Source organism: Mycobacterium sp. (assembly GCF_036490025.1).
In the GTDB taxonomy this organism is placed as follows: domain Bacteria; phylum Actinomycetota; class Actinomycetes; order Mycobacteriales; family Mycobacteriaceae; genus Mycobacterium.
Map to the genome: position 1 here is coordinate 37,951 of NZ_DASXEP010000182.1, position 11,154 is coordinate 49,104.

Sequence of the window (11,154 nt, forward strand, 5' to 3'; positions counted from 1 at the left end):
GTCAGGTTCCTGACGAAACCATAGCACCGGTGTAAGGTTCCTGTCATGCAACCGTCGGAGGCCGAACGCTCGGTCGGGTATCTGGTCAAACGGGTTCAGCAGGGCCTGCGGCGCCGATGTGACAGCGCGCTGAAGCCGACCGGCCTGTCGATGGCCCAGTACTCGACGTTGCGAGCGCTGCACGAGCATCCGGATGCCTCGGCCGCGGAGCTGGCCCGGCTGTGTTTCGTGACCAGGCAGTCGCTGCAGGACGTGTTGGCCGGCTTACGGGCTGATCGCCTGGTCGAGACTGCCGCCGCGCCACCGCGCGGGCGATCCCGATCGCTGGCGTTGACTCGCCTCGGATCGCGCCGGCTGAGCGCAGCTCATGACGCGGTGTTCGGCGTCGAAGCCGAGATGCTGCACGGGATTTCGTCACATGACCGGCGAAGCGTCGCCGAGGTCCTGACTAGTTGCGCTAAAAACCTGGAAAGGACTGAAGGTGCTTAGGGGCTGCTGTGCCAGCCGGTGACGCCGACCACGATCATCCGTAGTTGTTTGACCGCGGTTATCCGGATCTCCTCGATCGCCTCGGCGCCCTGGACGTCTTCGAGCGCTTCGGCGATGACGATCATCGAGTTGACGAACAGTGTCGCCAGCACGTTGAGGTCCTCGGTGCTCCACGCATTCAGGCCCGGGAACCGGGCGAGGTCGGTGGCCAGCTCCGAGGTGAGAAGCCGGAATTCGGTGCGAATGGCGTAGCGCAAAACCGTGACGCCGCTGGAGCGCTCCCTTCCGATGAAGCGCCAGTGCTCGCGACGTTCGGTGATGCTTGCCACCACGATCTCGACCGACGACTCGATCACCCGGTTGGGGTCCAGCTTGCCGGCGCGGGCGCCGCGCAGCATGTCGCGCAAGGTTCGAAACGACTCGTCGATCAAGACCAGCCCAAGGGCCTCCATCGATTCGAAATGGCGATAGAACGCTCCAGGGACGATCCCTGCTTCTCGGGTCACCTCACGCAGGCTCAGTCCGCTGAAACTGCGCGCGTCGAGCAGTTTGAGTGCCGCCGCGACAATGGCCCGACGAGTCGCTTCTTTGCGTTCCTCGCGGGACGGACCTTCGCGGCTGCGCGCGCGCCCCGACCGATGCGTACGTGAGCTGGGCGAACGACTGTTCACCGTGTGAACCGTACCACAGGCCTGCGGAAACCCTTGACGAACTGGGGTATGCCGTCGCACGGTATACATATGTTCACTGAGAAATCCACTCAAACGTTGAAGGCGCGGGTGCTCGGTTCTGACCTAGTCAACCTACTGACCGGCCCGCACGGCGTCGAGCGGTACACCGAGCTGGTCGATCCGACGTGGACGTTGGCCGAGGGCCGCGCGAAGGTCGTCGACGTGCGTCGGGACACCCCGCGCAGCGTCACGCTCGTGCTGGCACCCAACGAGGCGTTCACCGGCAGCGGCCGGGCCTTTCGCGCCGGGCAGTATGTCAACCTCAGCGTCGAGATCGACGGACGCCGGCACACCCGGTGCTACTCGCCGGCCAACGCCGAGGGCTCCTCGCGCCTCGAGCTGACCATCGGTCATCACGACGGCGGCCTGGTCTCGACACATCTGTACGAGCGCGCGCGCCGTGGGATGGTGGTCGGGCTCAGCGGCCTCGGCGGTGACTTCGTCCTGCCGGCGCAGCGACCCCGTCGCATTCTGTTCGTCTCCGGCGGCAGCGGGATCACCCCCGTCATGGCGATGCTGCGCACGCTGGTCAACGAAGGACATGCCGGCGATATCGCATTCGTGCACTATGCGCGCAGCCGCGCCGAGGCCTGCTACCACGACGACCTTGCCGCGATGCCGGGTGTACTGGTGCTGCACGGCTATACCCGATCGGCCGGCGGCGACCTCGAAGGTAGGTTCAGTCCCGACCACCTGGCTGCGGCCATGCCGAATCCCGACGCCGTCTTTGTCTGTGGCCCAGCCGCTTTGGTGGACGCCGTCCGCGGGCACTGCCCAAACGTGCATTCAGAAAGCTTCGTGGCGCCTGTGCTAGACCTGCCCGCGCAAGCGTCCGGTGGACGAGTCAGTTTCGCGGACAGCGGTATTGAGATTGCCGACGATGGCCGCCCACTGCTCGAGCAAGCCGAATCGGCCGGCCTGAGCCCGGCGAGCGGATGCCGGATGGGCATCTGCCACACCTGCACACGCCGCAAGACCGGCGGTGTCGTGCGCAACCTGACCACCGGCGCGGTGTCGACTGCGCCCGACGAGGACGTGCAGATCTGCGTGTCCGTTCCGGTCGGCGACGTCGACATTGCCCTTTAAAGCCCCCTAGAGACTTCGGAAGGTTTCATCATGTCGCAGCCCAAGATCACCCTGACGCCCGAGCAGGCCGATGCGTTCGGCGCTGAACTCGACGCCATCAAGGAACGCGTAATGGCCGACCTCGGCCAGCGCGACGCCGACTACATCCGTCGCGTCATCAAGACGCAGCGCGCACTCGAAGTGAGCGGCCGCGCCCTGCTGTTCGCCGGAATCCTGCCGCCGGCCTGGCTGGCGGGAACCGCGATGCTCGGGATCTCAAAGATCCTGGACAACATGGAGATCGGCCACAACATCATGCACGGCCAGTACGACTGGATGCGCGACCCGTCGATTCGCGGCCGCGACTTCGAATGGGACACCGCGTGCCCGGCCGACCAATGGCGGCACTCGCACAACTACATGCACCACACCCACACCAACATCGTCGGCATGGACCGCGACATCGGCTACGGCATCCTGCGGATGAGCGAGGACCAACCGTGGAAGCCCTACTTCCTCGGCAATCCGGTCTACGCCTTCCTGCTGATGGTGCTGTTCCAGTACGGCGTCGCGCTGCACGAAATGGAAAGCGAGCGCATCACCTCCGGCGAGATCCGGCTGGCGGACAAACGCGAGGTCCTGCAGGAGATTTGGCGCAAGACCCGCAAGCAGGTGCTGAAGGACTATGTCGCCTTCCCACTGCTGGCCGGACCGTTCGCCCCGTTCGTGTTCACCGGTAACCTGACCGCCAACCTGATGCGCAACGTCTGGTCCTACATGATCATCTTCTGCGGCCACTTCCCGGACGGCACACAGGAATTCACCGTCGAAGAAACCCAGGGCGAATCGCGCGGTATGTGGTATTTCCGCCAGATTCTGGGTTCGGCGAACTTGACCGGTGGCAAGCTCTTCCACCTGCTGTCCGGCAACCTGTCGCACCAGATCGAGCACCACTTGTTTCCGGACCTGCCGGCCCGCCGGTACTCGGAGATCGCGGCGGAGGTGCAGGAAATCTGCCGGCGCTACGGGATTCCGTACAACTCGGGCTCGCTGTCGAAGCAGTTCGGCACCGTCGTGCGCAAGATCGTCAAGCTGGCCGTCCCGCCGCAGGACCGCAGCGACACCAAGCCGAAAGAACGCGAGCTGGTCGCTGCCTGACCGGCAGCGGGCCTTTCAAGATCTGATCAGTGCCGATAGCCGAGCATCGCCACCGAGGCCTGCACCGCGGGCTCGACAATCTCGCGCACACTGAGTCCGTCTTCGACCGCCAGAGCCGTCAGTTCGCGTAGGCCGCCCACCAGGATCACCGCTTTCGGCCGGGTCAGGGGCGGCAGGTCGGCGTTCTGAAAGCCCAGGCTTTCGCTGAGGTTGACCAGCAGAGTGGTCAGCAGCCGCATCCCGCGACGCTGGAATGGTCGCGCGGCCGCGTCCAGCGACGGCAGCTCGCGAATCCAGCTCAGCGTCAGCTCCGGTCGGGACTCGATGTGGTCGACGTAGGCCTCGACGGCCCGACGGATCTGGGTCTGCCAGTCGGCGTCGGGATCGACGGCGTGGCGAATGTCCTCGCCCAATTTTTCGACGTCGGCGTGCAGCAGTTCGAGGAAGCACTGCTCCTTGCTGGGGAATTGGCCGTAGAACGTGCGTTTCGACGTGCGGGCGTGCCGGACGATATCGGCGACGGTGCTGGCACGGTAGCCGCGCTCGGCGATGGAGGCCGCGAGGCCGTCGAGCAGGCGTTGCCGAAACGGGTCGATGCTGGTGGGTTCGGCCGAAGCCGCAGCCTCAGCGACGGTCGTCGCCACGGCGCCTCCTTCTGCGGAATCCACGTCGTTTCAACCCTTGCCCGCACCTGGTACCACACGGTACCGTACCGGAATGAGTAGTGGTACGGCGCAGTACCACACCGATGTTGGGAGTGCACCGCGATGAGCACCATCGGCACCCACGCGGGTTCGACGACGGCGACCGGCAAGTTGCCCCCTGGGCCACGAATTCCAAAAGCGTTGCAGGGGGTCGCCTTCGCGTTCGTCCGGCGACGCTTCATGCACGAGATGGCGCGCCGCTACGGCGATGTATTCTCGCTGCACCTGCCGGTGTACGGCCCGATGGTGGTGGCGGCAAGTCCGCAGTTGGCCAAGCAGGTCTTCACCGCCAGCCCAGAAGTGCTCGGCAACATCCAGCCCAACCTGAGCCGGTTGCTCGGGTCGGGTTCGGTGTTTGCGCTGGACAACGACGATCACCGGCAGCGCCGCCGATTGCTCGCGCCGCCCTTTCACGGCAAGAGCATCAAGAACTACGAGTCGATCATCGAAGAGGAGACGCTGCGCGAGATCGCCGACTGGCCGCAGGGGACGGCGTTCGCCACCCTGCCGTCCACGATGCGCATCACGCTCAACGTGATCCTGCGGGCGGTGTTCGGCGCCGAGGGCGCGGAGCTCGACGAGCTCCGGCGGATCCTGCCGCCGTGGGTGACGTTGGGTTCGCGGCTGGCCACGCTGCCCAAACCCTCCCGAACCTACGGTCGCTACTCACCGTGGGGCCGGCTGGCGGAATACCGACACCGCTACGACGCCGTTGTCGACAAGCTCATCGCCGACGAGCGGTCAGACCCGAACTTCGAGCATCGGACCGATGTGCTGGCGATGATGCTGCGCAGCACCTACGAAGACGGTTCGGCCATGTCGCGCAAAGACATTGGCGATGAATTGCTCACTCTGCTCGCGGCCGGGCACGAGACGACCGCGTCAACGCTCGGTTTTGCATTCGAACGGCTCAGCCGACATCCTGAAGTGCTGACCGCGTTGGTCGCCGAGGCCGAGACCCACGACAACGAGTTGCGGCAAGCGACGATCCTCGAGGTGCAGCGAAGCCGAACGGTCATCGATGCCGCCGGCCGGCACGTCTACGCGCCGGCGTTCGAGCTCGGCGAATGGGCGATCCCGCGCGGGCACACCATCATCGTCAGCATTGCGAAGCTGCACGCCGACCCGGAGTTGTTCCCCGATCCCGACCGGTTCGACCCACAGCGTTACGTCGGAGCCAAGCCGCCCAGCTTCGCCTGGCTCGCATACGGTGGCGGTTCCCGACGCTGTGTGGGGGCCGCGTTCGCCAACATGGAGATGGACGTGGTGCTGCGAACAGTGTTGCGCCACTTCACTATCGACACCACGAACGCCCCCGGGGAGAAGCTGCATTCCCGTGGTGTCGCCTACACCCCGAAGGGCGGCGGAAAGATCGTGGTCCGTCGGCGTTAAGATCTGCGGCTATGCCTTCCCGTCCCGCGAAATCGCGCTGAGGGTTGTGATTTGGGCCAAAACAACAGCCCTAGCTGCTGTCTCGCGGCCTGTTGCGCCTAGCGCTCGGCGTTTGCCCGTCGCGGCAACTTCCAGTCCGGCCTGATGAAGTGGCAGGTGTACCCGTTGGGGAAGTGCTCCAGGTAGTCCTGGTGCTCCGGCTCGGCCTCCCAGAAGTCGCTGGCCGGGCTGACTTCGGTGACCACGTTGCCCGGCCACAGACCTGAGGCCTCGACGTCGGCGATGGTGTCCAGCGCAACGCGCTTCTGATCGTCGTCGGTATAGAAGATCGCGGAGCGGTAGCTGGGTCCGACGTCGTTGCCCTGCCGGTTCTTGGTGGTCGGGTCGTGGATCTGGAAGAAGAACTCCAGGATTGCGCGGAAGTCGGTGACTGCCGGGTCGTAGGTGATCTCGATGGCTTCGGCGTGGGTTCCGTGGTTGCGATAAGTCGCGTTGCGGACGTGTGGGTCGCCGGTGTAGCCGACTCTGGTCGAGACCACTCCGGGCTGCTTGCGGATCAAGTCTTGCATGCCCCAGAAGCAGCCGCCGGCCAGTATTGCCTTGTTGTAGTCCGTCATCTCCGCGATTATCCACGTGCTCGACAAACCGCGGTAGAACGTGTTCTAGTTCCTTGCGTGAAGCAGGTTTTTAGCGGCGACGAGCTCGCCGCCGCGTTCGACACGTTCGAGCAGACCGTGGCTCACGCGGCCGAGACCAAGAACTGGGACGAGTGGGTGCAGCACTACACCCCGGATGTCGACTACATCGAGCACGCCGCCGGCACCATGAAGGGCCGCGAGCAGGTGCTCACCTGGATCAGCAAGACGATGACGACGTTTCCGGGCAGCCACATGACGGCCTTTCCCTCGCTGTGGTCGGTGATCGACGAGCCGACTGGGCGGATCATCTGCGAACTGGACAACCCGATGGTCGACCCCGGCGACGGCACCATCATCAGCGCGACGAACATCTCGATCGTCACCTACGCCGGTGACGGTCAGTGGTCCCGGCAAGAGGACATCTACAACCCGCTGCGCTTTCTGCAGGCGGGCATCAAGTGGTGCAAAAAGGCGGAGGCGCTGGGCACGCTCGACGATGACGCAGCACGTTGGCTACAGACATACGGAGGACCACAGTGAGCCCCGCCAAGCTGGTCATCGGGGCCAACGGCTTTCTCGGTTCGCATGTCACCCGCCAGCTCGTCGCCGCGGGCGCCGACGTGCGGGTAATGGTTCGCCCGACCGCCAACACCCGCAGCATCGACGATCTGGACGTCACCCGTTTTCACGGTGACGTCTTCGATACGGCCACCGTGCGCGCGGCGATGGAGGGCTGCGACGAGGTGTACTACTGCGTGGTCGACACGCGGGCCTGGCTGCAAGACCCGTCACCGCTGTTTCACACCAACGTCGACGGGCTCCGCAATGTCCTGGACATTGCTGCGGCAGAACCTATTTCGGCTACGTTGACGCGGTTCGTGTTCACCAGCACGTACGCGACGGTGGGCCGTCGTCATGGCCACGTGGCGACCGAGGACGACCCCATCGACCGCCGCAGCCTCACGCCGTATGTCGAATCGAGGGTCCAGGCCGAGGACATGGTGTTGCGGTACGCGGCCGACGCCGGCCTGCCCGCGGTCGCCATGTGCGTCTCGACGACCTACGGCAGCGGCGACTGGGGCCGCACCCCGCACGGTGCCTTCATCGCGGGAGCGGTCTTCGGCAAGCTGCCGTTCCTGATGAACGGGATCCAGTTGGAGGTCGTCGGTGTCGACGACGCGGCGCAGGCCCTGTTGCTGGCGGCTGAACGGGGCCGTACCGGCGAGCGCTACCTGGTTTCGGAGCGGATGATTCCGCTGAAAAACGTGGTCAAGATCGCGGCCGACGAGGCAGGCGTGCCGCCGCCGCGGCGGTCGATCTCGGTGCCGGTGCTGTACGCAATGGCTGCGATCGGGAGCCTGCGAGCCCGGTTGACGGGCAAAGACGCCGAGCTCAGCATGGCGTCGGTACGGATGATGCGGGCCGAAGCCCCGGTCGACCACGGCAAGGCCACCCGCGAATTGGGTTGGGAGCCACGGCCGGTCGAGCAGTCCATTCGGGAGGCGGCCCGGTTCTGGGCCGACATGAAGAACGCTAGGCGAAACAGCAAGGCCGCGCCCGCCGAGTGAAGCGGAATCACGCTTAACTTCCTACGCCGGATTCCCCGCGTGTCTCATGTAACTGAAGTGATTTCTGTTACATAGTGTGACGCATGGTGATTGCGTGCAGGCACCGCACTGAAGCACGCCACCCTGCGCTGGTCCATGGCTGCCCGCTTTCGGCGGTCGGGCAGCGATGACCGCTACCACGCCCGGCGGGCTCACCGGCTACCTGCGTGACCAACTCACGCCGCCGTTGGCGACAGTCGGTGGCTTCGCCCGGATGTGCGTGCTTGCCGGAAAAGCGTTGTTCCGACGGCCTTTTCACTGGAACGAATTCATTGTTCAAACGTGGTTCATCACCAGGGTCGCGTTGTTGCCGACGATCGCGGTCTCGATACCGCTGACCGTGTTGATCGTCTTCACGCTCAACACCTTGCTGGCCGCCTTCGGCGCCGCCGACATCTCCGGAGCCGGTGCCGCGCTCGGAGCGGTGACGCAACTGGGTCCGCTGACCACCGTGCTGGTGGTGGCCGGCGCCGGCTCGACGGCCATCTGTGCCGACTTGGGCGCGCGCACCATCCGCGAAGAGATCGATGCGATGGAAGTCCTGGGCATCGATCCCATCCACCGGCTGGTGGTACCACGGGTGGTGGCGGCGACGGTCGTCGCAACGCTGCTCAACGGAACCGTCATCACCATTGGTTTGGTCGGCGGGTTCCTGTTCGGCGTCCACCTCCAAAACGTCTCGGGCGGCGCCTATCTCGCCACGTTGACCTTAGTCACCGGCTTGCCTGAGGTAGTCATCGCGACGATCAAGGCCGCGATCTTCGGCACGATCGCCGGCCTGGTCGGCTGCTATCGCGGCCTGACCACCAAGGGTGGTCCCAAAGGTGTCGGCGTCGCGGTCAACGAGACGCTGGTGCTGTGCGTGATCGCGCTGTTCGCCGTCAACGTGGTGCTGACCACCATCGGCGTCCGGTTCGGGACGGGCCGCTGACATGTCGACCACGGCTGTGATTCGTGCGCGTTACCCGCGCACGGTCGCCAACCTCAACTACTACGCCGGCGGCGCGGTACGGGGGCTCAACAAGGCCGGACACCTCACCCGGTTCGCGATCATCGGTGGCTGGTCGACCGGTTGGGCGTTGCGCCGCTACCGCCGGGAGACGTTGCGGCTGATCGCTCAGATCGGCATGGGCACCGGCGCCATGGCCGTGGTCGGCGGCACCGCGGCAATCGTGGGTTTCGTGACGCTGTCCGGCGGCTCGCTGATCGCGATCCAGGGATTCGCGTCGCTGGGCAACATCGGCGTGGAGGCGTTCACCGGGTTCTTCGCCGCGCTTGCCAACGTGCGTGTCGTCACCGCGGTGGTGACCGGGGTCGCGCTGGCCGCCACGGTCGGAGCGGGTGCGACGGCCGAACTGGGCGCGATGCGAATCAGCGAGGAGATCGACGCCCTCGAGGTGATGGGCATCAAGTCGGTGGCATTTCTGGTGTCGACCCGACTGATGGCCGGGCTGGTGGTGGTCGTCCCGTTGTACGCGATGGCGCTGGTCATGTCGTTTCTGTCCGGGCAGGTCGTCACCACGCTGTTCTACGGCCAGTCGGAGGGCACCTACGAGCACTACTTCCGAACCTTCCTGCGCACCGAGGACGTGTTCTGGTCCGGCGGGGAGGTCATCGTCATGGCGGTGATCGTGATGATCACCCACTGCTACTACGGCTACAACGCCAGCGGGGGGCCGGTCGGAGTGGGTGAGGCCGTCGGCCGTTCGATGCGTTTCTCGTTGGTGTCCACGGTGATCGTCGTCCTGCTGACCTCCCTTGCGCTCTACGGCGTCGACCCGAACTTCAACCTGACGGTGTAGCCGCGATGACAATCCCCGTGAAAAAGGCGAAGGAGCGAAAGACCCGGACCTGGCCGGACACCGCTGCGGGTGCGGGCCTGTTCCTGGCGTGTGCGCTGCTACTTACGTTGATATACGCGCAGTTTCGTGGCGACTTCACGCCCAAGACCGAGCTGACCATGCTGGCCGCGCGGGCCGGTCTGGTGATGGATCAGGGCTCGAAAGTCACCTATAACGGTGTGAGCATCGGCCGGGTAGCCGGCATCTCCGAAGTCGAACATCGCGGCAAACCGGCGGCCCGGTTCGCTCTCGACGTCGACCCGCAATACGTCGACTTGATACCGGTCAATGTCGTCGCCAAGATTCAGGCGACCACCGTCTTCGGCAACAAGTACGTATCGCTGACATCACCCAATGAGCCGACACCACAGCGGATTACATCGTCGACCGTCATCGATGCGACATCGGTTACGACAGAGTTCAACACCGTGTTCGAGACGCTCGTCGAGCTTTCCGAGAATGTCGACCCCGTGAAGGTGAACCTCACGCTGGGTGCCGCCGCCCAGGCGTTGACGGGATTGGGCGACAAGTTCGGGCAGTCGATCGTCAACGGCAACAAGATCCTCGACGACGTGAATCCCCGGATGCCGACTATCCGCCACGACATTCAACAGCTCGCCGCGCTCGGCGATGTCTACGCGAAAGCCGCGCCGGATCTCTTTGATGCGCTTGAGAATGCCGTGACCACAGCGCGAACGCTCAATCGGCATCAGGCCGAACTCGACGCGGCGCTGCTGGCAGCAATCGGCTTCGCCAACACCGGAAACGACATCTTCACCCGCAGCCGGCCGTATCTGGAACGCCTCACCGCCGACCTGCTGCCGACTGCCCATCTGCTCGACACCTACAGCCCGGAGGTGTTCTGCACCATCCGCAACTTCGCCGAGGTTGCGCCGAAAGTCGCCGCACTGGAGAGCGGCAACCACTACGCGGCCCAACTCGGGGTGGCGATCGCGGGCACGGAGAACCCGTACGTGTATCCGGATAATCTGCCCAGGATCAACGGGCGCGGCGGACCCGGCGGCAAGCCGGGTTGCTGGGCGCCGATCACCCGCGATCTGTGGCCCGCGCCGTATCTGGTGATGGACTCCGGCAACAGCATCGCGCCCTACAACCACTTCGAGCTGGGCCAGCCGCTGGCCAACGAATACGTGTGGGGGCGCCAGTACGGGGAGAACACGATCAACCCATGAGAATCACCGGTACAGTCGTGCGGCTCGCGACGGTCGTGTCCGTCCAATTGTTGCTCACCGCCGTCATCGTCGTGGTGTTCGGTCAAGTGCGCTTCGACCGCACCGACAGCTATTCCGCGGAGTTCAGTAATGCCAGTGGCTTGCGCGCCGGCCAGTTCGTCCGCGCCTCAGGCGTGGAAGTGGGCAAGGTCAAGAAGGTGGAGCTGGTCGAGGGGGACAAGCGGATACGCGTCGAGTTCTCCGTCGACCGCACGGTGCAGCTCTACCAGTCGACGACCGCGCAGATCCGCTACCAGGACTTGATCGGCAACCGGTACCTCGAAATCAGCCGGGGAA

At 64.9% G+C, this 11,154-nt stretch carries 13 protein-coding genes; 10 read left to right on the forward strand and 3 right to left on the reverse strand.

All coding sequences use genetic code 11. The features are described 5' to 3' along the window. Positions 1–45: 45 nt before the first annotated feature. Positions 46–489 carry a MarR family winged helix-turn-helix transcriptional regulator gene (locus tag VGG53_RS21730; RefSeq protein ID WP_331520182.1) on the forward strand — a complete coding sequence of 148 codons (444 nt, stop codon included), beginning with the start codon at positions 46–48 and terminating at the stop codon, positions 487–489. On the opposite strand, the gene VGG53_RS21735 is transcribed toward VGG53_RS21730, so the two are convergent. Continuing rightward, on the reverse strand, positions 486–1,160 hold the full coding sequence (locus VGG53_RS21735; RefSeq protein ID WP_331520183.1) for a TetR family transcriptional regulator: 675 nt from the start codon (positions 1,158–1,160) through the stop codon (positions 486–488). The genes VGG53_RS21730 and VGG53_RS21735 overlap by 4 nt on opposite strands. 69 nt (positions 1,161–1,229) lie before the next feature. Here VGG53_RS21735 and VGG53_RS21740 point away from each other — a divergent pair, with 69 nt between their 5' ends. Next, positions 1,230–2,306, forward strand: a complete 1,077-nt coding sequence (locus tag VGG53_RS21740; protein ID WP_331520184.1) for a ferredoxin reductase — start codon at positions 1,230–1,232, stop codon at positions 2,304–2,306. Between the two features lie 30 nt (positions 2,307–2,336). Continuing rightward, on the forward strand, positions 2,337–3,443 hold the full coding sequence (locus tag VGG53_RS21745) for an acyl-CoA desaturase (protein ID WP_331520185.1): 1,107 nt from the start codon (positions 2,337–2,339) through the stop codon (positions 3,441–3,443). Between the two features lie 26 nt (positions 3,444–3,469). On the opposite strand, the gene VGG53_RS21750 is transcribed toward VGG53_RS21745, so the two are convergent. Further along, on the reverse strand, positions 3,470–4,087 hold the full coding sequence (locus VGG53_RS21750; protein WP_331520187.1) for a helix-turn-helix domain-containing protein: 618 nt from the start codon (positions 4,085–4,087) through the stop codon (positions 3,470–3,472). Positions 4,088–4,210: 123 nt separating this feature from the next. Between VGG53_RS21750 and VGG53_RS21755 the strand changes: the two genes are divergently transcribed. Next, entirely contained in the window at positions 4,211–5,539 is a 1,329-nt protein-coding gene (locus VGG53_RS21755) for a cytochrome P450 (RefSeq protein ID WP_331520188.1), read from the forward strand. A 98-nt stretch (positions 5,540–5,637) separates the two neighbouring features. On the opposite strand, the gene msrA is transcribed toward VGG53_RS21755, so the two are convergent. Then, positions 5,638–6,156: a peptide-methionine (S)-S-oxide reductase MsrA gene (gene msrA, locus VGG53_RS21760; RefSeq protein ID WP_331520189.1), complete on the reverse strand. Its 519-nt coding sequence runs from the start codon at positions 6,154–6,156 to the stop codon at positions 5,638–5,640. 57 nt (positions 6,157–6,213) lie between these two features. Between msrA and VGG53_RS21765 the strand changes: the two genes are divergently transcribed. From VGG53_RS21765 to VGG53_RS21790, 6 genes are all read left to right on the forward strand, one after another. Then, the gene (locus VGG53_RS21765) at positions 6,214–6,717 is read left to right on the forward strand and encodes a nuclear transport factor 2 family protein (protein WP_331520190.1); all 504 of its coding nucleotides are present in this window, start codon (positions 6,214–6,216) and stop codon (positions 6,715–6,717) included. Beyond that, positions 6,714–7,745, forward strand: a complete 1,032-nt coding sequence (locus VGG53_RS21770) for an NAD-dependent epimerase/dehydratase family protein (RefSeq protein ID WP_331520191.1) — start codon at positions 6,714–6,716, stop codon at positions 7,743–7,745. The genes VGG53_RS21765 and VGG53_RS21770 overlap by 4 nt, the downstream gene beginning before the upstream one ends. Positions 7,746–7,911: 166 nt before the next feature. Continuing rightward, the gene (locus VGG53_RS21775; RefSeq protein WP_331520192.1) at positions 7,912–8,715 is read left to right on the forward strand and encodes an ABC transporter permease; all 804 of its coding nucleotides are present in this window, start codon (positions 7,912–7,914) and stop codon (positions 8,713–8,715) included. Between the two features lies 1 nt (position 8,716). After that, the gene (locus tag VGG53_RS21780; protein ID WP_331520193.1) at positions 8,717–9,586 is read left to right on the forward strand and encodes an ABC transporter permease; all 870 of its coding nucleotides are present in this window, start codon (positions 8,717–8,719) and stop codon (positions 9,584–9,586) included. 5 nt (positions 9,587–9,591) lie between these two features. After that, positions 9,592–10,818 carry an MCE family protein gene (locus VGG53_RS21785; RefSeq protein WP_331520194.1) on the forward strand — a complete coding sequence of 409 codons (1,227 nt, stop codon included), beginning with the start codon at positions 9,592–9,594 and terminating at the stop codon, positions 10,816–10,818. Then, positions 10,815–11,154, forward strand: a 340-nt coding sequence (locus VGG53_RS21790) for an MlaD family protein (RefSeq protein WP_331520195.1), incomplete at its 3' end; no start/stop codon positions are given. The genes VGG53_RS21785 and VGG53_RS21790, both read left to right, overlap by 4 nt.

Bases quoted from the DNA above. Each gene is read 5' to 3' on its own strand.
- VGG53_RS21775 (WP_331520192.1), top strand. From the start codon at position 7,912: ATGACCGCTACCACGCCCGGCGGGCTCACCGGCTACCTGCGTGACCAA.
- VGG53_RS21740 (WP_331520184.1), top strand. From the start codon at position 1,230: ATGTTCACTGAGAAATCCACTCAAACGTTGAAGGCGCGGGTGCTCGGT.
- VGG53_RS21780 (WP_331520193.1), top strand. From the start codon at position 8,717: ATGTCGACCACGGCTGTGATTCGTGCGCGTTACCCGCGCACGGTCGCC.
- msrA (WP_331520189.1), bottom strand. From the start codon at position 6,156: ATGACGGACTACAACAAGGCAATACTGGCCGGCGGCTGCTTCTGGGGC.
- VGG53_RS21785 (WP_331520194.1), top strand. From the start codon at position 9,592: ATGACAATCCCCGTGAAAAAGGCGAAGGAGCGAAAGACCCGGACCTGG.
- VGG53_RS21730 (WP_331520182.1), top strand. From the start codon at position 46: ATGCAACCGTCGGAGGCCGAACGCTCGGTCGGGTATCTGGTCAAACGG.
- VGG53_RS21745 (WP_331520185.1), top strand. From the start codon at position 2,337: ATGTCGCAGCCCAAGATCACCCTGACGCCCGAGCAGGCCGATGCGTTC.
- VGG53_RS21755 (WP_331520188.1), top strand. From the start codon at position 4,211: ATGAGCACCATCGGCACCCACGCGGGTTCGACGACGGCGACCGGCAAG.